We start from the raw sequence: 25,324 nt of genomic DNA, 5'->3' as shown, positions 1-25,324 counted from the left end.
GCACGACTTGATTATCATTGATTTCCAGATATCCACCGATTGTTGAATAGAGTGCATATGTACCATCTGAGGCGAATTGAAACTGCCATTTTTGCGCTTCCCCAACAACATCATGTGTCGTAGTGAGACCATCACCAGACTGTGTTACACTAAGGTAAAGACCTGTAGCTTGGTTTTTCAGCACATATGTTTTATTTCCAATCATTTGTAGCATAAAGGCTTGTGATGAATCTTCGGTGCTTACTTCACCACTTATTTTTTCATTAACGAGCGTTAGCGCAGTTTGTTGTTGCCAAATGAATTGTACAGGCTGATCTTTCTCATTTTCGACTGCAACAAATGCCGCTTTGTTTTCGTTATCTAGTTCACTTGGAGCGCTACTTTGCATATCCGTTGTCGTCTGACTTAACGCGCGATCTACAGTCGTACTCGTTGAATCTAAACTAGTTGTTGAATTCACAAATTCAGCTGAAGAACTAGATGTGGTTTGTGTCGTCGCCATTTCTTGTGCATGTACGATGTTGACAAGACTAGTTGTATCGACCCCTAAAACCAATAATGAACTTAAATAAAGTAGTTTATACCTTTTTTTCATTCCAAACTCCCTTTACAGATTATTCCCTATGCTAAATTAAATAATTAATTATATTAAAATAGTAGCGCTTAAAACGAGATATTGCAACTGATATCAAGCATTTTTTCAGAAAATAATTTTAAAATTAAATAACATTAATTTTAATAAAAAAAGATAAGCACATCGCTGCGCTTATCTTTTTGCTTATCTTTATTCTGAAATGCTGATTTCTTCTGCGATATTTGAATAATCGAAATCCGCATCTAAGAAGACATCTTCTTTTGGAAAATCTTGAATCAGCTCACTGTAATTTTGAACTTCCACGGTTACATCTTCGACATGATAATCCAAGACATGTCCACCAAACATGCGATCATCTGAAATAAAATGAACATGAAAGCCTGCTACTGATGTACCATGAAATAAGACTGGCGAGTAGAATCCAACAATGGTTCCTTTGATATTGTGTGCTGTAAATTCGGGTTGCTCCACTTCTGAAAAACGGATATAAGGCGGAGTTTGTTTTGGCATTGCGCGCACGTGCATCGTATCGAATACACCTGAGATTTTTACACCTACAAATAGATTTTTACTCTTCATCGCTGCGATGACTTGTTCTTCAACTGCTTCATTTGCTAAAGTATCGCTAATCGTAAACGTATGATCGGCATTAAAAAACGCGATCGCACCATAAGGCAATTTGTCTACATCTTGAAGCTCAATCACATCACCTGTCGCACTCGCTTTGTAAGCTTTTTGATCCAATACGATCAATTCACCATCGACACCATCCATCGTTCCGATCCCAAAATCACCATGCGTCAAAAACTCTTTGATTGTACCTGTTCCATCCATCGCTCCTGCCATGAGCGAACCGATTGTTCCATATTGATATAATGAGTGTTTACCCATTTCATTCACCTCTTAATAAAATTGATCCGGTAAGATTTTTTCACCTAATTGTTCATTTGATGAATAATCTACAGGAACATCAATGATTACTGGACCTTCTGTAGCTAATCCTTCTTGTATCGCTGCTTCTAATTCTTGTTGTGACGTTGCACGCAGTCCTTTTGCGCCAAACGCTTGAGCATATTGTACAAAATCAACTGGTCCAAAGTCCACTCCAGAAGCTCGGTCATATTTCATCACTTCTTGAAATTCCACCATATTATAACGACCGTCATTCCAAATAATATGGATAATATTTAAGTTTTTACGGACTGCCGTTTCTAGATCTTGCGCAGAAAATAAAAAGCCACCATCTCCAGATACAGAAAAGATTTGCGTGTTCGGTCTAACCAATGCAGCACCAATCGCCCAAGGTAATGCGACACCTAATGTTTGCATCCCATTACTAAATAGCAATTTACGTGGCTCGTAACTTCTGAAATGACGTGCCATCCAAATATAATGACTCCCGATATCTACAGTCACAGTCATATCGTCTGTTACTGCTGCTTGCATCGTTTCGATAATCTCTAAAGGATGCAAACGATTTTCTAGTTGATGTGTCGGTACGATATCACGTTCTGTCATTTTTTCTTGTAATTGCGCCAAATATGCTTGTGAGTCTTCTGGTAATTGATACGCTGAGATTTCTTTTGTTAACAGATCCAGTGTATCTGAGATACTACCGATCAATTCGCGTTCTGGTTGCATAAATGGATCGATTTCTGCTGGTACTTTGTCGACCACGATCACACGTGCATCTTTTTCAGCATTCCAGTTGCGTGCTTCGTATTCAATCGGATCATATCCAATCGCGATCACAAGATCACTTTTTTTCAATAGCATATCGCCAAGTTGATTTCTAAAGAGCCCCACGCGACCGAAGAAACGATCTTCTAACTGGCGTGAGATCACTCCTGCTGCTTGGAAGGTTTCGACAACAGGCAATTTTGCCACTTCAACCAATTCACGTAACGCTTTCGTTTCAGCTTCACTAGAACCACGCATTCCCACTAATAAGACAGGGAGTTTCGCTTCTTTGATACGTGCAACTAGATAATCGATATCTTCTTTTGATGCAGAACCTAAACGCGGTTTGCTTAGCGGACGGATACTTTCAGTTACAGCCGGTGCATCGACGACATCTTGTGGGATACTCACAAAGCTGGCACCTTTTTTATTCGTACGGGCAATTCGAAATGCATTTGCCATGATTTCTGAGATCGTTTCAGGATCTTGGATCTCCGCACTATATTTTGTAATCGGTTTGAACAGTGCTACATTATCCATACTTTGGTGTGTCAACTTCGATAGATCGCTACGTTTTACTTGTCCTGCGATGGCTAAAACTGGGTCACCTTCGGAAGTAGCTGTGACTAATCCTGTAGCTAAATTACTTGCTCCTGGACCACTTGTAGCGATCACTACTCCTGGTTTCCCTGTAATACGACCGACTGCCTGTGCCATAAAAGCAGCATTTTGTTCATGGCGTGTCACGATCAATTCAGGTCCTTTATCTTCTAACGTATCAAATACGCGATCAATTTTCGCTCCTGGAATTCCAAATACATAGTCCACATCATGATTGATCAAGCTTTCTACAACCATATCGGCTCCGTGTTTTACAACATCTGTCATCTGTAGCACTTCTTTCTTTTATTGTTATAGTATAAAGTAAAAAAAATCATAAAAACATTGATTTATCAACGTATTACTGTTTCACTTAAATGAGTATAACACAAAGAAAGAAATTTGTTTACTATTTCTTTTCAGAAAATGTATTTAATTACAAAACACAAAAAAGAGCAGAATCGCTCATCTCAACTAGATAAACGAGTCTACTCTTCTTCTTTTATTTATAAAAAAACATTATAATACGATTTGCTCACATAAAGATTCTGGATATAAGCGCAAAACAATACCAATAATCATATCCAATTCTGAGAATTGAAGATCGTCTTGAGGATCGAAAATTTGACTATGACGACCTTTAACGCCATTGTCGATCAACCTTGCCGTACGATTCCACTCCATAAACTCAGCAATATCCGTCATATGACGGATCGCCAACGCACCCACTTCGATAATTTCTGCTAAACGAAACAAGATATAATTGGTATCGATGACATAAAATGTTTCTTCAGCGTAAGGATACGCATTTTCTTGTGCTTCAATGATCACTTGCTTTGGTCGCGCTTCAACTTCAAAGTCTAATACATCTAAAAAAGAGGCGAAACGATTTGGATCGGTAAATAAATTGATCATCGTAAAATTTTTACGAAAAACCAACGGGATCAAATACTTTGAACGATAGATCAACATGGGCACTTGATAAAAGGAACAAGGAACGTAACGATGAATAAACGCCCGTCCTTTGAAATCACCTACACGATAGCCTGTAATCCCAAAATCTTGATACTTTGTACTTAAATAAGAGCAATCTAAAATTGAAAATGCGACTTCTGTTACTTTATCAAATCCACTTAAGATTCGATCAAACGGTTGCAACGTTACTTCTTCACCAAACAAAACATTCACCTTCCATCTACAAATCTCTGTTCTTATAGAATACCATATTTCCTGTTATTTGCCTTCTATTTCCTTACAAAAAAAAGACTCGAAAATTCGAGTCTTTTAATCTTCTAATGCTACGTTATGGAAAATATTTTGCACATCTTCTAATTCATCGATGGCATCGATCATTTTCTCAAACATTGCAAGGTCATCTTCACCTAAAGTCACTTCATTTTGTGGGATCATTTGCATTTCTGCAATAGAAAACTCTTCGATCCCTTTTGCTTTTAACGCTTCTTGAATCGCATGGAAGTCTTCTGGTTCACCATAAACAAAGACTTGATCGTCTTCTGCTGTAACATCACGCACATCGATATCTTGTTCCATCAAATACTCTAAGATCTCATCTGCATCTTGATTGGCAAATCCGAATAAGGCAGTGTTATCAAACATATAAGCTACCGCTCCAGAAACACCCATATTCCCACCATTTTTACCAAACGCTGCACGAACGTCAGCCGCAGTACGATTAACATTATTAGTTAGCGTATCCACGATCACCATTGATCCATTTGGTCCAAAACCTTCATAACGCAACTCTGAAAATTGCTCATCACCAGAACCTTTTGCTTTTTCAATAGCACGGTCGATAATATGTTTTGGAACATTATACGTTTTCGCACGGTCGATAACAAATTTTAATTTTTGGTTAGTATGTGGATCTGGCTCACCTGATTTTGCTGCTGCATAAATCTCGATTCCAAATTTTGCATAAACTTTACTATTGCTAGCATCTTTTGCTGTCTTCTTTGCCACAATATTTGCCCATTTACGACCCATAATTTCACTTCGCTTTCTGTTTTTTCGCTCCTAATTAGCCTTAGGAAACATTCTTACTTATTATACTTGTCTAATAGCCGATTGTGAAGTATTTTTACACGCTTTTTCCATTCGACTCGACAAGCGCTGCAAAACGCCCGAAATTTTGCTGTTCTGGATCCTTTAAAAGCAATTGATAGAGCTGGTCGGCCCGTAAAGTTAACGGATACCGTTTTGCTTCTTTTTTACCAAAACGCGCTAAAATCGGTAATGCTTTAGTCAATGATTTTAAATACAGCTGCCCTTCTTTCGTATACGCTAGTGGACGAAAAAAAGAGGTAGCGACGGCTTGCTCATAATCTGCCGTCGTCATCGCAAGCAAGATATACACACACATTCGTTGGATCTTGGTAATGGGATAGCTTTTTGAGGTCACTTGATGTAGAAATTGATCAAATGACAACGCACGCACAGCCGCTTGTACAAAAAGATGTGCGACTCCTTGATTGATTTGATAATACTTCGTTAAATCTAAAATCGGCGTACTCATCAAGCGATAACGTAAAAAAGGATAGGCTCGCTCCCAACTAATCAACTCTTCTTGTAAGACCGTATCCATCTCAGGTGGTACTGTTTGACCGATCGTTTGCTCTTCAAACAATGCTTGACGAATCGCAGTAGCACTAGCAATTTCACTTTCGATCGTTTGGTCATGGTATTGCGCTTGTTTTCGTGCGATCGGATACAATGCCATCGGTGCTTTTAGTGCAGCATTAGCTTTTGCATAGCTGAGCGCTAAGATATGATTTGGCTTGGCTTCATCAAAACACAAGTCAGGATTTAGCTGTTGTAAGACATGCATCATTTTTTTCGCATACGTCCAATCAGCAAACGTGATTTCGCGTACCATCGCTTCGATTTTTTCCCGATTGGTTTCATAAAAATGCCCGTACGCTTCATAATCAAAATCATCCACTTCATCTGTCCCAAAACAAATCGCGTCACACCCTAATTGTGCAAGCATTGTAACTGCACCTTGAGCAAAATAATCTGCTGGCTGGACAGCATGTACAACGGGTAATTCGATCACAAGATCGACGCCATATCGAGCAGCCACGCTTGCACGTTTCCATTTATCAACGATCGCCGGTTCTCCGCGCTGTAAAAAATTCCCTGACATCACAGCGATCACAAGATCCGCTTGCGTTTTTTCACGCGCCATTTGCGCATGATACACATGGCCATTATGAAACGGATTGTATTCTACGATCAATCCACAAATTTTCATCTTCACGCTTTGCTCCTTTCAAAAAAAGAGCACTCAGGATTTCCTGAACACTCTTTTGGTTTATTTATGACAAACAAAAAACCAACGACGACTTTTTTCATTTGGCGCACTGTCGATAAAATCAGCAAATACTTCAACAGATGAAAAACCCGCATTTTCTAACATCAACTGATACGCATCTAGTGAATAGGTCCGCTCTTGATGCAACTCATCTTCTCTGACGAATTTCCCATCTTCTTCCTGAACAAAAAACGTCAAAAAATGTTCGATACTGTGCGGGTGTTCTCCTTGATAACTTTCCCATAAAAAAGCAAACTCATCCGTTTGGTAGTGGTAGTTGTAATTGGGGAAAACTTCATCGATTTGATACGTCGAATGAACATCAAAAATAAACGTTCCTTCTTCTTCCAAAATCCCATAAACACCGTCAAATACTTGTTGGACATCCATTTCATTGGGCATGTAACAAAGGGAATCCGAAAAACAAGTCACGGCTTGATAAGTGCCGACATCAGTTAAATCCAACATATCCCCTGCGACGAGTTGAATCGTGGTTTCTTCTTCTTGCGCACGCTGAGAGGCGATCATCAACATGTCTTCAGACAGATCTAAGGCCGTCACATCAAACCCTTTTTTGGCAAACTCTACGGCCAACGCTCCCGTTCCACAAGCCAATTCCAAAATTTTGTTCTTCTCACCTAAATGACGCATCGAAAAATCTAACCAACGTTGATACAAACTTGTATCCATCACCTCATCATAGACAAAGGCAAAGGTTTCATATGCCACTATGCATCAATCCAATCATTGATTGACACGTAAGGTGCATCAGACCATAATTTTTCTAAATTGTAGAAGTCGCGCTCTGTTTGGCTGAAAACATGTACGATGACATCATTTAAATCGATCAAAATCCATTTTGCTGAATCTTTTCCTTCGATTCGTTTCACTTCGATTTGTGCTTGTTCAGCTTGATCCACGATTTCATTGACGATGGCTTGGATCTGACGCTCATTTGTTCCAGAACAAATCATAAAGTAATCGGCAAGTAACGATACGTTTTGAACATCTAAAGCTACGATTTCTTCGGCACGTTTTGCGTCTGCTGCTTTTACTACTAATTCTAAAATTTCTTTACTATCTTTCATAGGTCCTCCTTAGGTGCGCTTGGCAACCCAACTGTTATAAGTTTCAATCGTTTTTGGATAAATCGGTACTTCTTTTTGAATCAAAAATGCTAATGTATGCTTGGTTTCATACGCCACGGCTGCAGCTAAATCTTTTTTAGCAAGTTCTCTTGCTTCCTCTACACCTGGAAACTGGCGGTTTGGCTCGATATAGTCGGCTACGTATAAGACTTGTGCAAGAGGCGACATCTCTTTAGCTCCAGTAGTATGCACTCTAACAGCCTCTAAGATCATTTCATCGTCGATCCCTAGCTGTTGACGGATCAATTCCGCGCCTACGATACCATGCCAGATTTCATTTCCCCAATGTTTAAGATCAGGATCCAGATCATATTGGGTGATTGCAGCTAAAAAGACTTGATCAGAACATTCTTTGGCATAATCATGGACCAAAGCAGCTGTACTCGCTTGAATCACGTCAACATGATAACGTTTCGCCAATGCAATCGCACTTTTTTCAACACCTAAAATATGTTGCCAGCGTTTTGGATTGACGTTTGCTTGTACCTGTTCGACTAGATACGCACGCGTCGTTTGTTCATACTGTTGCCATTCATTCAAGGTACAACCCTTCTTTCTCAATGTATTTCTTCACTGCATCAGGCAAGAGATAATTTGTAGAACACCCTTCTTTGATTTTCTTGCGCAACATACTTGAACTAATCTCAAGTAAAGGCACATCAATCCAAATAATCGGATAGGCAGAGGTCGTTTGATAGCCTGGTCGTTTGATTCCAACAAAATGGACCAATTGGAGTAAACGATCGATCTCTTTCCATTTTGGTAAATATTCCACCATATCGCCACCGATAATGAAATAATAATCGGTATCTGGATGAAGTTCGATCAATCGTTGCATGGTTTCATACGTATAATTGACACCACCACGCGTAATTTCAAATGGTTCGATTTCTAACAAATCATTATCTGCAATCGCAAGTTCTAGCATCGCCAAACGGTGCTTTGCATCAATCGTTGTCTTTTGATCCACATGAGGTGGAATCGCTTCTGGCATCAAGTAGACTTTATCTAATCCTAAAGCATGGCCTACCTGATCGGCTGCAGTGAGATGGGCAAGATGGACAGGGTTAAAATTCCCCCCTAAAATGCCGACTTGCCGTCTAGTTGCCGTCTGTGGTTTAAGCTGAACTTGCGAATGACTTGTGACATTCGCATGCATACACAATTCTCCTTTTATAACCCTTTGATTTCAGATGAAATCTTTTGATATTTTTCATTACGAGAAGGTTTAAATACGACCAACACACGGCCAATAATTTGTACCACGTTACAGTCTAATGCTTCTTCTAATGTCTGTGCGACTTCTTCAGGTAATTCATCTGTATTTTGTAAAAGAGAGATTTTAAACAATTCTCTTTTTTCTAATGCTTCACCGATCTGAATGATCATCGCTTCGTTGACGCCACCTTTTCCAACTTGAAAAATCGGATTCATATGGTGCGCTTTACTTCTTAATACTCGTTTTTGCTTTCCTTTTAATTCCATGCTTGATCTCCTTAAATTAACGCTTTTCGTTTGATGACATCGACACCCTTTGGCGCCCAACCGGCAACTACTCCGGGATTTGTTACGGTGATCCAACCTAATCCAGCAAATACGATATCCGTCCGCTCTTTGATCGAAAACTCGAAACGAACCAATTCCGGAAATGTTGCGACTTCATCTGGACGTGGTGGCTGCAACAAGCCACCAACATGTTTTTCATAAAATGCTGTCGCTTTTTCTAGCTTCGTCCGGTGTAGATCTAACTCATTGGCCACATAGACTGTAAATGAACTGCGTTCGCCTTGAACGTAATCAAAACGAGCAAGACCACCTAAAAATAGCGTTTGTTCCGCATTCAATTGATAGGTTTTAGGTTTGATTTCTTTTTGAGGGGCGATGATTTTTAAATCTTTTTTCCCTAGATAATGTGCCATTTGATGGCGATGGATAATTCCGGGGGTATCGATTAAAAAGTGACCATCTTCCAAAGGAATCTCGATCTTATCTAAAGTCGTACCCGGGAAACGTGACGTCGTGATCACTTCTTTCACACCTGCTGTTTGGCGAATGATCTGATTGATCAATGTCGATTTCCCAACATTGGTTACGCCGACCACATACACGTCGCGGCCTTCTCGATATTGCTCGATCGTCGCCAATAGAGATTCGATATCTGCGGCTTTTTTTGCACTTGTCAGTTTTACATCGAGTGGACGTAATCCTTCTTCATGGGCACGTTCGCGCATCCATTGGATCATTTTTGACGGTTTTAAAGATTTTGGTAAGATGTCTAATTTGTTTCCTACCATCAATACCGGATTATCTCCGACAAAACGGTGCAGTCCTGGAATCAACGATCCATTAAAATCAAAAATATCTACAACATTCACAATCAACGCATCTTGTGTGCCGATCTCATTTAATAGACGTAAAAAATCATCGTCTGTCAATGAAACATCTTGGATATCATTGTAGTGTCGTAAACGAAAACAACGTTGACAGTATACTTCTCCAGATTCGATACCGCGTTCAAACGCAGCTTTTGGCGTGTACCCTAATTGATCTGGTTCACTTGTTTGAATATGGACCCCACAGCCAATACATTGCCAATCTTCACTCATTTTATTTCTCCTTGCCATACCATTTCTGGATTTTTCTTTTGTAAGTAGTGCATGATCTTTCGCTCGCATACTCGATTAAATTGTGTTTTCCAACTATCTGTATCGATAATCGGTTTAACTAAAATACTTCTAACGCCTACACGATTAGCCGCTCGAACATCTGTCATGATCTGATCGCCAACCATAACTACTTCATCTTTTGATAAACCTAAACGACGTACACCTTCTCGAATTCCTTTACCTAGAGGTTTCAATGCTCGCGCTACAAAATCGATATCAAATCGTTCTACCGCATAGCGTACGCGTTCTTCGTTATTATTGGAAACGACGATGACCGGAATGCCCGCTTGTTTCAAAGTTAATAGCCACTGTTGTAGCTCGATTGTTCCTTCAGGATTGTTCCATGCAATCAAGGTATTGTCTAGATCAGTCAATACTGCTTTGATTCCATGCGTTTGCAATTGTTCAGGAGTGATTTTATAAATCGCATCTACCATCCATGTTGGTTTAAAATTTGAAAACATATATTCTCCTTTATTCAAAAAATGAAGGAGCCCTGATCGGTACTCCTCAACCTTCGATTATACATGAAAAACCGCGAAAATAAAAGATATGTGACCAATTCTCATCAAGACAACATCTTCTGATGCGATATCTTTTCCTTTATTTTACGCTTTGCCTTATAATAAGGATATACAAATATGTTTATTGGAGGTTGGTCAAATGTTTCAACAAAAAAAGATTTATAAAAGTTTAGAAAATCGGAATTTCACACCAGAAAGTTTGCTTGCCGAACTAGAAAGCCTTAAACATTTTGAATTTGAAGAAGTCTCATATACCGGTATTGCATTAAATACGGAAATGTTGATCACACAATATCTACGTGATCACAACTTTGAATTGATCGAAGTACAAGGTGGACTAGCTAAAAAGACTTATGAATCGTGGCATAAAGATCTTGTTTTGGCGATTTCGATTTTTAATCATTTCGTTGCCTACACAAATCACCACTTTAATACCTATTTGACCGAAGCAAAAGCTTATCAAGAAAAAACTGGACATGCGAATACTTCACCTGAATATAAAGCATATTTTGAACAGGGAAATTCGATGTATTTTCACGATGTATTGCACAGCGTCTTTGATCTTTCACGAAAATTAGATCTAAGTATCGCCGATTTCAAGGAAGCCTTACTTGCTGATGGAAAATCACTGAGCGACTATCCTTTACCAGAAAAACAAGTGTTTACTGGCGAATATTAAAAAAGGCTGTGATAAAAGTTTACAGCTCTAAGCAATAAGCCGCATCATTTCCGATAATAGATTGATCTATTTCGGTCATGATGCGGCTTATTTTTTCAAAAGGGTTACTTCTGAAACAAAGTTTATTCGATTTTTAGAAAATGTGATCGACTTTTGTCACATTCTTTCATCTACTGACTCAAACAGTTGCACAGCTTCTAAAGCTTCTCCTACTTGGAACAACAGATCTTCACGTCCACGACTGGCCATAAACTGGACACCTATCGGCAATCCATTTTCAGCGCGATGGACAGGCAAACTAATCGCCGGTTGCCCACTTAGATTTGCCAATTGTGTATAAGGTGTAATTGCTAAGCTTTTGGCAAACATATCAAATACAATCGTTTCGGATTCTGAAAATGAAACATGCTCGATCTCTCGCAATTGCTCGCGAATTATTGGACTTTGCAAATCTTGGTCTAGACGTGGCGCCGTTGTGGTCGCACTTGGCGACAAGAATAGATCGTATGTGGTAAATAACGTTTCCATCGCTAAAAATGCTTGATCCCAGACCTCTAAAGACAAAACATAATCAGCGGCTGTCATCTTCTTACCGGATTGATACATTCCCCACGTCATCAATTCCATGTCTTCTATCGTAAATTTCCGTCCAAATTGAGCTTCCATCGTGTGAAACATCGCTGCAGTGTCTGCACCATTCATACGATAATACGCTTTTATTAGTTTAAGTCCATCGATTGGATAGTGTACTTTTGTGACATGATGTCCTAGCGCTTCTAATTGAGCGACTGTTTTTTTCACGGCTTGTTTTGCTTCCTCGCTCACATGATGACCCAATGGTGAATCCACACATACAGCAATCGACAATGGCGTTTTTTTGCTGGCATCGTGATGGCTCCACTCGATCGTTGGAGCTTGATAAGGTGAGGGTTGATTTGGATCACGTAAAAGATAAAACAGCTGCTTGGTATCTCTCATCGAACGGGTCAATGCAAACCCAATGGAAGCACCTTGCCATCCTCTTAATTCAGTCGGCCCCATCGGCATCGTGCCTCGAGTTGGTTTCAGGCCAATCAAGCCCGTAAACGAAGCGGGAATACGAATCGATCCTCCCCCATCACTAGCACTAGCGATGGGAACTAAATTCCCAGCAACAGCAGCAGCGGCTCCTCCGCTTGAACCACCTGCAGAGTATGCTAGATTCCATGGATTTTTTGTATCGCCATAAAGGGTGGAATCTGTTACGTTTTTAAATCCAAATTCTGGCGCATTGGTTTGTCCAAATGGTACAAATCCGATTCTTTCTAGACGTTTGACAAATGCACTCGTTTCAACAGCTCGATTGTCAACCAATAAACGCGAAGCCGCAGTGTTCGACCACCCTTTTTTACTGTGCCCTAGAATTTTTAACGGAATCGGTAACCCAGCATAAGGCAATGCCAAACAGTTTTTTGTTTGTTCAATCTGCGCGAGCGTTTGTTCCGGATCTAAAGAAACAAATGCATTTAATTCTTGATGCTGTTCGATTCGTTTTGTCCAATCAGTAATCAATTCTTGATGACTGATTTGTTTTTGTTTTAATTGTTCTACCCAATACGCTACATCTTGCATATTCTAACCGACCTTCTTCACTCTTTTTTGTGATTTTAACAAAAAAACAGAGAAAATCAAGAAATGATTTTCTCTGTTTTTTAAAACTTACGAAAACGCGCGTAACGTTGTGCGATTCTATGTTCTACCGTCTGATGCATCAATTCTTTTAATTTGAACTGTAAATCAGCTTTCAAACGCTTCATGATCTCTTGATTGCTTAACGCTTCTTCGCGGAATGTCTCTGGAATGATCCGTTCGATCACATCCATCTCTTTTAACTCATGAGCAGTGATTTTCATCAATCCTGCTGCTTCGTTGGCGCGTTTACCGTCTTTCCATAAGATCGAGGCAAAGCCTTCAGGAGATAAGATCGCATAAATCGAGTGTTCCAACATCCAAACTTCATCACCAAGTGCTAAAGCTAAAGCACCACCACTACCGCCTTCACCGATAATAATCGAAACGATCGGTACTTTTAAATCTGACATTTCTAATAGGTTTTTGGCAATTGCTTCACCCTCACCACGTTCTTCGGCACCAATCCCACAAAATGCTCCTGCAGTATTGATAAAGGTAACGACGGGACGGTTGAATTTTTCAGCTTGTTTCATTAAGCGCAATGCTTTACGGTATCCTTCTGGATGTGGTGAACCAAAATTACGACGTAGATTTTCAGTCAAGTTCCGACCTTTTTGAATCCCAATCACCGTTACGGGTTTTCCATCAAGAAACGCTACACCACCAACGACTGCTTCATCGTCAGCGTATAAGCGATCCCCATGAAATTCTTGAAATCCATCAAACATCGTTTCAAAATAATCTAACGCAGTCAAGCGGTCTTTACTGCGGGCTAACGTTACGATTTCATGTGCTTGTTTGGCCATCGCTTACCACTCTCCTTTGACATGTAAAGCTAATAATTCGCTCAAACGTTTTCTTAGCAACGTTCTAGGAACGATTTGATCCACAAATCCATGCGTTAATAAAAATTCGGCTTTTTGGAAATCCTCTGGTAATTCTTGTTTGATCGTCTGTTCGATCACACGACGCCCCGCAAATCCGATCAAGGCTTGCGGTTCTGCTAAGATAATATCGCCTTCCATCCCAAAACTTGCGGTTACTCCACCAGTTGTTGGATCGGTCAATACTGTGATATACAACAAACCAGCATTGCTGTGTTGTTTCACCGCAGCCGAGATTTTTGCCATTTGCATCAAAGATAAAATTCCTTCTTGCATTCTGGCACCACCAGAAGCTGTAAAAATCACAACCGGTAGCTGTTCTTTCGTCGCTCGTTCAAACAACCGTGTGATCTTTTCACCAACAATCGTTCCCATGCTCCCCATAATAAAATGTGAATCCATGATCGCAATCGCGATTTCTTGTTGTTCGATCGTTGCTTTTCCAGTCAATACCGCTTCATCTAAATGCGTTGCGGCCTTCATTTTGCGTACTTTTTCTAAATAATTTGGAAATGATAAAGGGTCTTTAGTTTCTAAACCATTGTCCCACTCTTCAAAACTACGTTCGTCGATTGTGATCGACAACCGTTCCCAAGCACGGATTCGGAAATTATAGCCACAATTTGGACAAATTCGTTCCGCACCCATTTCTTTAGTATACAGCGTGTGCTTACAATTTGGACATTTTGCCCACATGTCATCTGGAACAGAAGGTTGTTGATTGCTCGGCTGATCGCGATTCGGATTAATACGAATATAATCTTTCTTCTTTTTGAATAAAGCCATGCGTCATTCCTCCTATTCTTCAGGTTTCCAGTTTGGTAAAAAGTCTTCTTGTAAAAATGCTGTCGTGTAATCCCCAGCGATCACATTCGGATGGCTGATTAGATCCATTTGAAATTCAGCATTAGTCACTACACCATCTGTTACAAGTTCTGTCAATGCACGTTGCATTTTCATCAATGCTTCAAAACGAGAATTGCCATGAACGATCACTTTGGCGATCATTGAATCATAAAATGGAGGGATCGAGTATCCTGAATACATCGCACTATCGACACGTAATCCCATCCCACCTGCAGGCAATAACAAGTTTTTGATTTTACCTGGTGATGGTGCGAAATTAAATGCTGGATTTTCTGCATTGATTCGGCATTCGATCGCATGACCAGTAAATGTGACTTCCTCTTGCGTGATGCCTAAAGGTTCGCCGTTTGCGACTTCGATTTGTTTTTTGACGATATCGATTCCTGTCACCATCTCTGTTACTGGATGCTCCACTTGGATACGCGTATTCATTTCCATAAAGTAGAAGTTTCCTTCTTCATCGCGTAAAAATTCAATCGTACCCGCATTTTGATAATTCACTGCTTTGGCTGCACGTACTCCGATTTCACCTAAGTGTGCACGTTCTTTTGCTGTAATGACAACAGAAGGAGATTCTTCAAGCACTTTTTGGTTATTACGTTGTAAAGAACAATCACGTTCACCTAAATGGATGACATTTCCAAAGTTATCTGCTAAGATCTGCACTTCGATATGACGTGCTGGATAGACGATTTTTTCCATATACATCTCGTCATTCCCAAAAGCGGCTTTTGCTTCTTGTTGAGCTGAATCAAAATGTTTTGGCAACTCTTCAGCTGTCATCACTTTGCGAATTCCTTTTCCGCCTCCACCAGCTGCTGCTTTTAGCATTACTGGAAAGCCGATTTCTTCAGCAAGTGTCATCGCTTCTTCAATACTGCTCAATGAACCATGACTTCCTGGAATAACCGGAACATTTGCATCCATCATCAATTGACGCGCATGGATTTTATTTCCCATCTCATCGATTGTTTTGCTTTTTGGTCCAATAAACGTAATATTGCATTCTTCACACATCTCAGCAAACTGACTATTTTCAGATAAAAAACCAAAACCTGGATGAATCGCTTCAGCTTTCGTTAAAATAGCCGCACTTAGAATTTGTTTGACATTCAAATAAGAGTCTACTGCTTTAGCAGGTCCAATACAAATCGCCTCATCTGCAAGTTCTGCATGAAGCGCATCGCGATCTGCTTGAGAGTAAACAGCAACCGTGCGAATCCCTAATTCGCGACAAGCACGAATAATACGAACTGCAATTTCACCACGGTTGGCAATTAAAATTTTCGAAAACATGTTTTCACCTATCCAATCATAAAGGTTAATTCAGCCTCGGCTACTTTTTTACCGTCGACTTTCGCTACACCTTTTCCGATGCCGGCGTTTGATTTTACTTTTAAAATCTCAACTTCTAACATCAAGGTATCGCCTGGTGTCACTTTTTTACGGAATTTTGCTTTATCGATTCCGCCAAAGTACGCTGTTTTTCCTTTGAATTCTTCAATCGATAATAATGCTACCGCCCCTGCTTGTGCCATTGCTTCTACAATTAACACACCTGGCATTACTGGTTCATGAGGGAAATGGCCTTGGAAAAATGGCTCATTGATTGTCACGTTTTTCTTTGCGATAACTTTTTCTCCTGCTACGATCTCTTCAACACGATCGATCAGTAGCATCGGATAACGATGTGGAATGATTTCTTTGATTTCTTGAATGTTTAGACTTGTCATAACTTTACCCTTCTCTCACGCGGAATAATGGTTGACCGTATTCAACAACTGCTTCATTTTCAATTAAGATCGCTGAAATTGTCCCATCGACGTCACTGACGATTTCATTCATCACTTTCATCGCTTCTAAGATACACAATACGTCACCTTTTTTCACTGTATCGCCGACTTGTTTGAAGTTGGCTTTATCTGGACTTGGTTTAAGGTAAGCTACACCAACTAACGGAGAAGTAATTTCTTTACCTGTAGTGTCTTCTACTTCTGTTGCTGCTTCTACTACTGGAGCTGCTTCAGGTGTCGCTGTAGATGTTGCTGTAGGTGTTACTACTGGTGCTGGTGCTTGAACTGGTGCACTTACAGGCGCTTCGCTCATTGTTTTTTGTGCTTGTGCATTTTTATTTAAATACAATTCAAATTGTTGGTCCTTCACATGGAATTCCGTTAAGTTGGATTGATTGATTAAGGCTACGATTTCTTTAATTTCTGAGAAGTTCACGCTTCTTCCTCCCATTTCTTCATTAGAATTACAGCATTATGACCACCAAAACCTAGTGAATCACTTAATGCATAGTCAAATGTTGCATCGATACTTTGATTTTTTACCACATTCAATTCAATGCTTGGATCTTGTTCGGTAACATTGATATTTGGTGGGATAAATTGGTGTTGTAAAGCTAATAGTGTCGCTACCGCTTCTACACCACCTGCAGCCCCTAATAAGTGGCCTGTCATTGATTTTGTACTACTTACATACGTATTCATATAGCCTTCACCTAAACCATATTTGATAGCAGTTGCTTCTGCTCCATCATTGGTTGGTGTACTTGTACCATGCGCATTGATATAGCCTACTTGATCTGGAGTGATCGCTGCTTCTTCTAAGGCTAATTTGATTGCTTTACCGGCACCTGAACCATCAGGGTTTGGCGCTGTCATATGGTAAGCATCACTAGTTGAGCCATATCCTACAACTTCACCTAAAATGTTTGCGCCACGTGCTTGAGCATGTTCTAGAGATTCTAAAACCAAGACTCCAGCACCTTCACCCATAACAAAACCATTACGGTCTTTATCAAATGGTATCGAAGCTTTGTTTGGATCTTCTTCTTTGCTCAAAGCCGTTAATGAGGCAAATCCAGCAATTCCGATTTCACAAATCGTTGCTTCTGATCCACCGGCTAAAATCACGTCAGAATAGCCATGTTTGATATTACGATACGCTTCACCAATTGCGTTTGTACCAGTTGCACATGCGGTAACAGGTGAATAGCTAATACCTTTTGCACCCACACGCATCGAAATGTTTCCTGATACCATGTTGACGATAGATAATGGCACGAACATTGGTGACACGCGTTGTGGGCCTTTGTCGTTCATACGTGTTACTTGATCTTGGATCGTTGGTAATCCACCGATACCAGAACCTACGATAACACCAAAACGATCGGCATTAATATTTTCTGCTTTTAAAGCAGCCATTTCCATTGCATCTAGTGACGCATGGATGCCGTAAATCGAAAACATTTCCATACGTTTTGTATCTTTTTTCGTAAAGTATTTTTCTAATGGAAAATCTTTGACTTCACCGGCAACATGTACGCCCGTATCTTCAGCGTCAAATTTTGTGATTGGACCAATTCCATTTTTACCTTCTTTTAAACTTGATAAAAAGGCTTCCGGGTCGTTCCCGATTGGAGAGACAACACCATAACCTGTAATGACTACTCGATTCATTTTGAATGCTCCTTTTCTATCCGTTCATGACTAGGCCGCCATCGACATTGATAACTTGGCCTGTGATATATGAATTTTTTGCTAAAAAGACAGCAGTATCCGCAACAGCTTCTACTGAACCAAATGCTTGTAACGGAATCGTTTGTAGCATTTGCTCTTTGACTTTATCAGATAATACATCGGTCATATCTGTTTTAATAAAGCCTGGTGCGATTGCGTTACATGTAATGCCACGAGGTGCCGCTTCACGTGCTACTGTTTTGGTAAACCCAATGACACCTGCTTTACTCGCTGCATAGTTCGCTTGTCCGACATTTCCCATCAAACCAGAAACACTTGATAAGTTGATGATGGCCCCTTCACGTTGTTTCATAAATTTTTTCAAAACATGTTGGGTCATATTAAACGTGCCTGTCAGATTGACTTTGATTACTTGTTCAAAGTCTTCACTTGACATACGTAACATCAATTTATCATTGGTAATTCCTGCATTATTGACCAAAACAGCTAGTTTGCCTAATTTTTCTTCGGCTTCATTGATCATACGACCAGCTGATTCAAAATCTGAGATATCGCCTGAAACGGCTACACAGTTTACGCCATGAGCGGTAATTTCTGCGATTAGTTCTTCAGAAACTGCTCCACGTCCATTTAATACGATATTCATTCCTTGTTTAGCAAACGCTCTGGCGATTTCTAAACCAATACCGCGTGTACTCCCTGTAATGAATGCATTCTTTCCTTGTAATTCCATGGAAACCTCCTATTGAAATACTTCTAATGTTTGTTTCAAAGTTGCTTGATCTTCGATTCGTTCACTGACTAGTGTTTTATCGATTTTTTTCAAGAAGCCACTTAAGACTTTTCCTGGACCAACTTCGATATAATTGGTAACACCTAAATCTTGTAACGTCGCAATACTTTCGTAAAAACGAACAGGTGACATCACTTGGCGTTCTAACAATTCTTTGATTTGATCTTGCTTCATCACTTTAGCCGTGGTATTGGCGATCACCGGAAGCTTCATTTCTGAAAATGCGATTTGCGCGAGTTCTTGTGCCAGTTGTGTTGCCGCTGGCGCTAAGATTGGTGTATGGAATGGTCCGCTAACGTTTAGGGGGATCATGCGGCGAACACCTTTTTCTTGTAACAATACTACTGCTTGATCGACAGCTTCGACTTCGCCACCAATAACGATCTGTTGTGGTGTATTGTAATTGGCAGGCACGACGATTTTTCCGGTCATTTCGCTAGCTTCTTGACACGATTTTTCGATCTCTTCGACTGCTGCATTCATCACAGCGACCATTTTACCCGATCCAAATGGTGCGGCTTGTGTCATAAATCGTCCACGTTTTTTCACAAGATCTACTGCAGTGGCAAATGGTAATGCCCCACTTGCGACAAGTGCCGTATATTCACCTAAACTTAGTCCCAACACAGCATCTGGATGCAACCCTTCTTGGTTGGCTGCCCTTAAAAAGGCTGTACTCACGGTCAAAATAGCAGGTTGTGTATATTCGGTTAAATTCAAACGATCATTTGGTTCAAAACATAACGCGGCAACGTCATAGCCTAACGTATCACTTGCTTCATCAAATGTCTCGCGAACAACTGGATATGCTTCATAGAGTTCTTTTCCCATTCCCTCATATTGTGCGCCTTGACCACTGAATAAAAAGGCAGTTGACATGAATATTCCCCTTTCTCTTTCCAATAAGAAAAGCCAGGCTTTCGCCCAGCCTCTCATGTATTATGCTTGTTGTGCTTCTACGTATTTCACTAAATCTTCAACTGTTTTGATTCCATCTTCAGTTTCGATTTTCACGTCAAACTCATCTTCGATTTCGTTGATGATTTGGAATAAATCTAAGCTATCTGCTTCTAGATCTTCTTGAATGTTTGTTGTTAATTGGATCTCGTCTTTTTCTTTACCTAACTCTTCTGCTACGATTGCTTGAATTTTTTCGAATACCATGAATAATTCCTCCAAATATTGTTTGTTTTATTTTTTATACTTCGAGTAATAAGTTACCCCAAGTTAATCCACCGCCAAAACCAGTCATCACTATTTTTTGTTGACTACCAAGCGTAATGGTACCCGCTTTGATTGCCTCATCCAATAATAATGGAATAGTCGCTGCCGATGTATTTCCATAATTTTGCATGTTTTGTAAAAAACGTTCTCTTGGTACTTTTAATTTACGTGCGAAAATATCTAAGATACGTGAATTGGCTTGATGCAATAAAAAGTAATCGACAGAAGCCAGTTGGTCACCTAGCATCGCCTTCGTCGAAGCCATTACTTCACGAGTTGCAAAATCAAAGATCGCACGGCCATTCATTTGTAACGGAGACAATTGTTTGGCTTGTTTTAATTGATTATCTGTCGTGACACAGCCAGAAGTCAACGCATCAAAACGTGTCCCATCTGAATGTAGGTCATCGATTAAAATCATTTTTTGCGTACTTGCTTCTAACACGATCCCACCAGCTCCATCACCAAACAACACTGCAGTTGAGCGATCTTGCCAGTCGACCATTTTCGATAATACTTCCCCACCGATAACTAATCCGCAGGTTGCTCCGCCTTGAATCAATTTGTCGGCAATCGACAAACCATAGACAAAACCAGAACACGCAACACTCATATCAAAAGCAAATGCTTTTGTTGCTCCTACCGCTCCTTGCACCATACTCGCCACAGAGGGAGTCTGAAAATCAGGTGACATGGTCGCTACAATAATAAAATCGAGAGCATCCGGTGTTAGATTTGCTTCATCAAGTAGTTTTTCGGCCACTTTTATACACAAATCAGAAGTATTTTCTGTTGTAGCAATATGGCGTTGCTTGATCCCAGTTCGAGAATAGATCCACTCGTCACTAGTATCCATTTTTTGCGCTAGATCATCATTTGTGACAATCTGTTCTGGTGTATAACTAGCACTCGCCACGATTCGTCCATATTTCGTCATTTCGTCCACTCACTTGTATTCTTGCAAAAAGTTATGCAAGCTATCTAGCGCTTGTAATAACGCTGAAACTTCATCTTTATCCATTCCCTTTACGACAGAGCGAATCATTTCGCGGTGAAAATGTTGATGAACACGGTAAAGCAATTTTCCTTTTTTCGTCAAACCTAATTTAACCACACGTCGATCGTCTTCACTACGAATTCGTTCGACATATCCTTTTTTGACTAAACGATTGACGGCAATCGTAAGCGTACCTACTGTAACCGATAGTTCACGTGCAACTTCTGTGGTCGTTTTCTTTTTATACATGCCCACAGCTTCAATCGTATGCATTTCAGTGATCGACAAGTCATTAAATTGTGATTTTTTTAATTCTGACTCTTCAATGACCAAGATATCATTGAATACTTCAACTAGAAGATCATTAATTTGTTCAAAATTTTCACTCATGACTTCGCCACCCGGATAGTTTGATTATCAAATGATTTGATAATCAAACTATAAATTACAGAAAGAGAAAATGCAAGTAGTTTTTTTATTTTTTCAGAAAGCAGCACAAAAAAACAGATATTCTTTATTTTTTGATAAAAAAAGAAAACGAGTTCGCTTAGCTTGCTCATTTTCTTTTTTCTTTTATTGAATTAAATCATAAATTTCCATTGCTACGATATCTACATTATCAAATTGATATGGTTGATTCGATGCAGCTTCTGTTAATTCAAATGTTTCAGTTGTGCGGTCATACGTTACCGTACACTTTTCAACGCCTTCTTTTTCAAAACGGCGTACTTGTACTTCATTATCTTGCGCTTCAATCATCGCTTCGAGACGTCTAATAATCGCGACTAATTGCGAACTTTTCATTCAGCAATCCTCCCTTTCCTCGTTTCTGTTACATTGTAACAGAATCAACGCTATCTTGCATTGATTTTGACAAAAAAATCAGCCATTTCTTATTTTTTTCCGTCTGGCCAATAAAGTTTAATGAGCGCTTGTGTCCCATCATTTTCAAAACCTTTGTCCGCAAGCTGTTCGTAGAGGCTAGTTGCTAGAGCGGTAGCCGGTAATTCAAGTTTCATACGTTTGGCTTCATCCAGTGCAATTTTTAAATCTTTAATAAAATGCTTCACGAAAAATCCTGGTGTGTAATCTTCTTTTAAAATACGCGGACCGTAATTTAACATCGACCAGTTACTGGCACTCCCACCGCCTAATGTTTCAATGACTTTCTCCAAATCTAGATTTGCACGATTGGCATAGACTAACATTTCTGTCATTCCTGTCATCGTGCCCGCAATCATGATTTGATTGGCCATTTTTGTATGCTGACCTTTTCCTGCTGTTCCGTGGAGTTGATAAGTTTTTCCGATTTGTTTAAACAAAGGCAACGCGCGTTCAAATGCCGATTGTTCGCCACCGACCATGATCGTCAAGGTCGCATTTTTCGCACCTAGATCACCACCAGACACAGGTGCATCCAAGCTTTGGGCACCAACTTTTTTGGCACTTTGCGCGATTTTTTCAGCTAGTTTAGGCGTACTCGTCGTAAAATCGATCAATAACTTTTCTGTAAGATCACTAGCAAAGATACCTTGTTCACCATAGTAAATCTCTTCGACATCTTTTGGATACCCCACCATCGTACAAATAATCTCTGCTACTTGGCTGATTTTTTGCGGCGTTTCACACCAAATCGCACCGTTCGTAACAAGTTGATCTGTCTTTTCTTTTGTACGATTGAAGACAAATAATTCGTGTCCTGCATCGAGTAAATGTTGTGCCATCGCTTGTCCCATGACGCCTGTTCCAATAAATCCAATCTTCATTTTCATCCCTCCAAAAATAAACACTACGCCATCAGTATACCACTGGTCACGTAGTGTTTCATATTATTATTGTCCGGATCGTTTCGAACTACTTAATTTAAACTTGATCTTTTTCATCGCGATTTCTTTAGTCTCTACAGTTCGTTCTTTTTGTTTTAACGCAATCATATCTTGATAAAAATGGATCATCGCTTGTCCGAATTGTTCTGCTGAAATTTCGTGTAATTTTCGTTGGCAAACTTCTGGCTGAGCTGGAAGTTTTCGTTTGATATAATCTAGCACCGTTTGGGAAAAATCCGCATCAGTAGCAAACGTCGTCCCTAAACTTTCATCATCGATCAAATGATTTAAATAATCATTTCCTTCTACTATTAGTGGCAACCCAGCTGCCATCGCTTCGGTATACGTCAACCCTTGTGTTTCCGAGGTCGACGTGCTCACAAAATAATCTGCTGCATGATAATAAAGCGCAACTTCTTTGTTTGGAACCTCACCTACAAAAATAATCGAATCTTCAATACCATAAGTCGCAATGATCTCTTCTAAGCGGCTTTTATAAGGTCCATCACCAACGATCACGAGACGAATAAGCGGATTAGCGGCTAATATTTCGGGCATACCATGTAAGATCGCTTGAATATTTTTTTCATACGATAAGCGGCTTAACGACAACAACATGATATGCTGACTTGTCAGACCTAACGTTGTTCGAAGTTGTGTTTTCATAGCTGGCGTAATATCTGGACGCTTAAACCGCTCAATCTCGATCCCTGTCGGAATGATCCGCATTGGAATGGAAACCCCATATTCACGCAAGGTCTTGATCACACGTTCGCTTGGGCAGACAACGCCAGTCGAATGATTGACAAATAGACGTGAAAAATATTTGACATGTGCTGGCCGTAAGACTTTTCCCTTTGCTACGTAATGTAAGTAATCTTCATACATCGTGTGATACGTATGGACTACCGGTATTTTCAATTTTTTCCCAACCATTTTCCCTAAAATACCAGTACCAAACTCAGTATGTGTATGAATCAGATCAAGTTGCAATTCTTTGGCGATCAAATACGCATACCACATCCCTCTAACTACGATTCGACGATCTTTAAATGAAACAAAAGGTACACTTGGCATGCGGATCACGCCTTCTTCAAACTTTGGTGCATGCGGATCAGTAGTCGTAAAAATATACACTTGGTGACCATTTGCTTCGAGCTGGTCTTTTAATGTTTTGATCGAAGTGGCCACACCACTAACTTGTGGAAAATAGGTGTCTGTAAAAAATCCAACCTTCAACTCTTCTCCCTCCGACTCTTAATTCGATTTACGGTATGTTTCCACCATTTTTGTATAGTACTCATACCAAATTTGCGCAACGTGTTCTTTGGAATAATAACGTGCGGCTTGTCGTGATTTTTCTTCAAAAGCATCCAATAATGAAGGCTCATTTTTAAAACGACGTAACGCTTCTTGCATATCTGATCGATCTTGGCATCCAATATAATAGCCTTTGATGACCGACTGATACAATTCTAATTCTCTAACCATCACCGGTGTTCCACAATTGAACGCTTCTAAAATGCTCATCGGAAACAATTCATTATAAGAAGGCAGTAGAAATACGTCACATAAATTATAATAGTCCACCAATTCCTCACGCTCGATGATCCCTGGAAAAATCAGGTTCTGAGGTGGGTGTTTATAGACTTTTTCATACTCTTCATAACCGTCTGTCATTTTACCAAAAGAAAAGCCCCCGGCCCAGACAAAGGTTATATCTGGATTATCTTTGGCCAGTTGAATAAAATCATCTAACCCTTTTCGTTTTTGGATTTGGCCTACACCTAAAACAATAAACTGCGTATCTGAAAAACCGTATTTTTGGCGTAATGCTTCTTTTTCGCTGGCTGTCTTTTCATAAAATACCGTATTGGATACAAAATTAGGGATATACGTGATTTTTTCTTCAGGACAGCCTGCTTTGACTAATTCTGGAATAAAACTAGGATTTACGACCACTAATTCATCCATTCGTCGATAAAAATCTAACACGTACCACTCAAATATCTTTTGAAAAGGTGCAAATAGTTCGATACTGCCTTTTAACGTCTCTGGCAAGAAATGAACATAGCCAATTCTTACGCCACGTTGCTTTTTAAAAAACGTGGATAAATAAAAAGGAAAATTTACGGTATGATAATGCGAAATATCGGCTTTATTCCAAGTATTGATGTTGATCAAAAATTCTTTTTTAAAGCGTTCATTCAGCATATTGATCAATTCAATATATGCACTTCCTACTCCTTGTCCTTTTACTTTATCTGCTTTTGAAAACATTGTGATCTTAAGCATATGATTTCCTTCCTAATTTCAGGTTGATTCTCACACAAGGAGAATGTTCACTGTTC

The 25,324-nt window shown here is 39.8% G+C and carries 30 protein-coding genes; 1 reads left to right on the top strand and 29 read right to left on the bottom strand.

Going from position 1 to position 25,324, the window contains the following annotated elements:
• From QZ413_RS08100 to QZ413_RS08040, 13 genes are all read right to left on the bottom strand, one after another.
• A partial coding sequence (locus tag QZ413_RS08100; RefSeq protein ID WP_297079084.1) for an RICIN domain-containing protein occupies positions 1 to 595 on the bottom strand: 595 nt, incomplete at its 3' end.
• A 189-nt stretch (positions 596 to 784) separates the two neighbouring features.
• Positions 785 to 1,486: an acetolactate decarboxylase gene (gene budA / locus QZ413_RS08095; protein WP_297079083.1), complete on the bottom strand. Its 702-nt coding sequence runs from the start codon at positions 1,484 to 1,486 to the stop codon at positions 785 to 787.
• Positions 1,487 to 1,498: 12 nt separating this feature from the next.
• Positions 1,499 to 3,163, bottom strand: a complete 1,665-nt coding sequence (gene alsS, locus QZ413_RS08090; protein ID WP_297079081.1) for an acetolactate synthase AlsS — start codon at positions 3,161 to 3,163, stop codon at positions 1,499 to 1,501.
• A 231-nt stretch (positions 3,164 to 3,394) separates the two neighbouring features.
• Entirely contained in the window at positions 3,395 to 4,063 is a 669-nt protein-coding gene (locus tag QZ413_RS08085) for a hypothetical protein (RefSeq protein WP_297079079.1), read from the bottom strand.
• Between the two features lie 96 nt (positions 4,064 to 4,159).
• A complete protein-coding gene (locus QZ413_RS08080) occupies positions 4,160 to 4,879 on the bottom strand; it encodes a YebC/PmpR family DNA-binding transcriptional regulator (RefSeq protein WP_297079075.1) in 720 nt (239 codons plus the stop codon).
• 94 nt (positions 4,880 to 4,973) lie between these two features.
• Positions 4,974 to 6,146, bottom strand: coding sequence for a nucleotidyltransferase (locus tag QZ413_RS08075; protein WP_297079088.1), 1,173 nt, complete (start codon positions 6,144 to 6,146; stop codon positions 4,974 to 4,976).
• A gap of 60 nt (positions 6,147 to 6,206) precedes the next feature.
• The gene (locus tag QZ413_RS08070; RefSeq protein WP_297079071.1) at positions 6,207 to 6,935 is read right to left on the bottom strand and encodes a class I SAM-dependent methyltransferase; all 729 of its coding nucleotides are present in this window, start codon (positions 6,933 to 6,935) and stop codon (positions 6,207 to 6,209) included.
• On the bottom strand, positions 6,935 to 7,294 hold the full coding sequence (gene rsfS, locus QZ413_RS08065; protein ID WP_297079069.1) for a ribosome silencing factor: 360 nt from the start codon (positions 7,292 to 7,294) through the stop codon (positions 6,935 to 6,937). Before rsfS ends, QZ413_RS08070 begins: the two co-directional genes overlap by 1 nt.
• A 9-nt stretch (positions 7,295 to 7,303) precedes the next feature.
• A complete protein-coding gene (gene yqeK / locus QZ413_RS08060; RefSeq protein WP_297079066.1) occupies positions 7,304 to 7,894 on the bottom strand; it encodes a bis(5'-nucleosyl)-tetraphosphatase (symmetrical) YqeK in 591 nt (196 codons plus the stop codon).
• Positions 7,887 to 8,513, bottom strand: a complete 627-nt coding sequence (locus QZ413_RS08055; RefSeq protein ID WP_297079064.1) for a nicotinate-nucleotide adenylyltransferase — start codon at positions 8,511 to 8,513, stop codon at positions 7,887 to 7,889. The genes yqeK and QZ413_RS08055 overlap by 8 nt, the downstream gene beginning before the upstream one ends.
• Before the next feature lie 14 nt (positions 8,514 to 8,527).
• Complete coding sequence (gene yhbY, locus QZ413_RS08050; protein WP_297079062.1) at positions 8,528 to 8,839, bottom strand: ribosome assembly RNA-binding protein YhbY; 312 nt, start codon at positions 8,837 to 8,839, stop codon at positions 8,528 to 8,530.
• An 11-nt stretch (positions 8,840 to 8,850) separates the two neighbouring features.
• Positions 8,851 to 9,960 (bottom strand): ribosome biogenesis GTPase YqeH, encoded by a 1,110-nt coding sequence (gene yqeH, locus QZ413_RS08045; RefSeq protein ID WP_297079060.1) that lies wholly within the window; start codon positions 9,958 to 9,960, stop codon positions 8,851 to 8,853.
• The gene (locus QZ413_RS08040) at positions 9,957 to 10,484 is read right to left on the bottom strand and encodes a YqeG family HAD IIIA-type phosphatase (RefSeq protein WP_297079058.1); all 528 of its coding nucleotides are present in this window, start codon (positions 10,482 to 10,484) and stop codon (positions 9,957 to 9,959) included. The genes yqeH and QZ413_RS08040 overlap by 4 nt, the downstream gene beginning before the upstream one ends.
• 199 nt (positions 10,485 to 10,683) lie before the next feature.
• On the opposite strand from QZ413_RS08040, the gene QZ413_RS08035 reads away from it, so the two are divergent.
• Positions 10,684 to 11,223 carry a hypothetical protein gene (locus QZ413_RS08035; protein ID WP_297079056.1) on the top strand — a complete coding sequence of 180 codons (540 nt, stop codon included), beginning with the start codon at positions 10,684 to 10,686 and terminating at the stop codon, positions 11,221 to 11,223.
• Between the two features lie 156 nt (positions 11,224 to 11,379).
• Here QZ413_RS08035 and QZ413_RS08030 read toward each other — a convergent pair whose 3' ends face one another.
• The 16 genes from QZ413_RS08030 to QZ413_RS07955 form a co-directional block, all read right to left on the bottom strand.
• Positions 11,380 to 12,834 (bottom strand): amidase, encoded by a 1,455-nt coding sequence (locus tag QZ413_RS08030; protein WP_297079054.1) that lies wholly within the window; start codon positions 12,832 to 12,834, stop codon positions 11,380 to 11,382.
• Positions 12,835 to 12,914: 80 nt separating this feature from the next.
• Positions 12,915 to 13,700 (bottom strand): acetyl-CoA carboxylase carboxyl transferase subunit alpha, encoded by a 786-nt coding sequence (locus QZ413_RS08025; RefSeq protein WP_297079051.1) that lies wholly within the window; start codon positions 13,698 to 13,700, stop codon positions 12,915 to 12,917.
• Between the two features lie 3 nt (positions 13,701 to 13,703).
• On the bottom strand, positions 13,704 to 14,564 hold the full coding sequence (gene accD / locus QZ413_RS08020) for an acetyl-CoA carboxylase, carboxyltransferase subunit beta (RefSeq protein WP_297079049.1): 861 nt from the start codon (positions 14,562 to 14,564) through the stop codon (positions 13,704 to 13,706).
• 12 nt (positions 14,565 to 14,576) lie between these two features.
• Positions 14,577 to 15,941, bottom strand: a complete 1,365-nt coding sequence (locus QZ413_RS08015; protein ID WP_297079047.1) for an acetyl-CoA carboxylase biotin carboxylase subunit — start codon at positions 15,939 to 15,941, stop codon at positions 14,577 to 14,579.
• 8 nt (positions 15,942 to 15,949) lie between these two features.
• A complete protein-coding gene (gene fabZ / locus QZ413_RS08010) occupies positions 15,950 to 16,378 on the bottom strand; it encodes a 3-hydroxyacyl-ACP dehydratase FabZ (protein ID WP_297079044.1) in 429 nt (142 codons plus the stop codon).
• 4 nt (positions 16,379 to 16,382) lie between these two features.
• Entirely contained in the window at positions 16,383 to 16,874 is a 492-nt protein-coding gene (accB, locus tag QZ413_RS08005; RefSeq protein WP_297079042.1) for an acetyl-CoA carboxylase biotin carboxyl carrier protein, read from the bottom strand.
• On the bottom strand, positions 16,871 to 18,112 hold the full coding sequence (gene fabF / locus QZ413_RS08000) for a beta-ketoacyl-ACP synthase II (RefSeq protein ID WP_297079040.1): 1,242 nt from the start codon (positions 18,110 to 18,112) through the stop codon (positions 16,871 to 16,873). The genes accB and fabF overlap by 4 nt, the downstream gene beginning before the upstream one ends.
• A gap of 16 nt (positions 18,113 to 18,128) precedes the next feature.
• Positions 18,129 to 18,866 (bottom strand): 3-oxoacyl-[acyl-carrier-protein] reductase, encoded by a 738-nt coding sequence (gene fabG, locus QZ413_RS07995; protein ID WP_297079038.1) that lies wholly within the window; start codon positions 18,864 to 18,866, stop codon positions 18,129 to 18,131.
• Positions 18,867 to 18,875: 9 nt separating this feature from the next.
• Positions 18,876 to 19,805: an ACP S-malonyltransferase gene (gene fabD / locus QZ413_RS07990; RefSeq protein ID WP_297079036.1), complete on the bottom strand. Its 930-nt coding sequence runs from the start codon at positions 19,803 to 19,805 to the stop codon at positions 18,876 to 18,878.
• Positions 19,806 to 19,865: 60 nt separating this feature from the next.
• Positions 19,866 to 20,090, bottom strand: a complete 225-nt coding sequence (locus tag QZ413_RS07985) for an acyl carrier protein (protein ID WP_016185683.1) — start codon at positions 20,088 to 20,090, stop codon at positions 19,866 to 19,868.
• A gap of 34 nt (positions 20,091 to 20,124) precedes the next feature.
• Positions 20,125 to 21,087 (bottom strand): beta-ketoacyl-ACP synthase III, encoded by a 963-nt coding sequence (locus QZ413_RS07980; protein ID WP_297079032.1) that lies wholly within the window; start codon positions 21,085 to 21,087, stop codon positions 20,125 to 20,127.
• A gap of 9 nt (positions 21,088 to 21,096) precedes the next feature.
• A complete protein-coding gene (locus tag QZ413_RS07975; RefSeq protein WP_016185685.1) occupies positions 21,097 to 21,537 on the bottom strand; it encodes a MarR family winged helix-turn-helix transcriptional regulator in 441 nt (146 codons plus the stop codon).
• Positions 21,538 to 21,720: 183 nt separating this feature from the next.
• Entirely contained in the window at positions 21,721 to 21,951 is a 231-nt protein-coding gene (locus tag QZ413_RS07970) for a YkuJ family protein (RefSeq protein WP_297079029.1), read from the bottom strand.
• A gap of 89 nt (positions 21,952 to 22,040) precedes the next feature.
• The gene (locus QZ413_RS07965; RefSeq protein WP_297079027.1) at positions 22,041 to 22,913 is read right to left on the bottom strand and encodes an NAD(P)-dependent oxidoreductase; all 873 of its coding nucleotides are present in this window, start codon (positions 22,911 to 22,913) and stop codon (positions 22,041 to 22,043) included.
• Between the two features lie 66 nt (positions 22,914 to 22,979).
• On the bottom strand, positions 22,980 to 24,212 hold the full coding sequence (locus QZ413_RS07960; protein WP_297079025.1) for a glycosyltransferase family 4 protein: 1,233 nt from the start codon (positions 24,210 to 24,212) through the stop codon (positions 22,980 to 22,982).
• Between the two features lie 18 nt (positions 24,213 to 24,230).
• Positions 24,231 to 25,268, bottom strand: coding sequence for a glycosyltransferase family 4 protein (locus QZ413_RS07955; protein ID WP_297079024.1), 1,038 nt, complete (start codon positions 25,266 to 25,268; stop codon positions 24,231 to 24,233).
• Positions 25,269 to 25,324 lie beyond the last annotated feature (56 nt).

Origin of the sequence: uncultured Enterococcus sp. (assembly GCF_913775425.1) — a bacterium.
Lineage (GTDB): Bacteria > Bacillota > Bacilli > Lactobacillales > Enterococcaceae > Enterococcus_G.
Note: the sequence above shows the minus strand (reverse complement) of the source record. Positions and strands in the feature narration are given on the sequence as shown.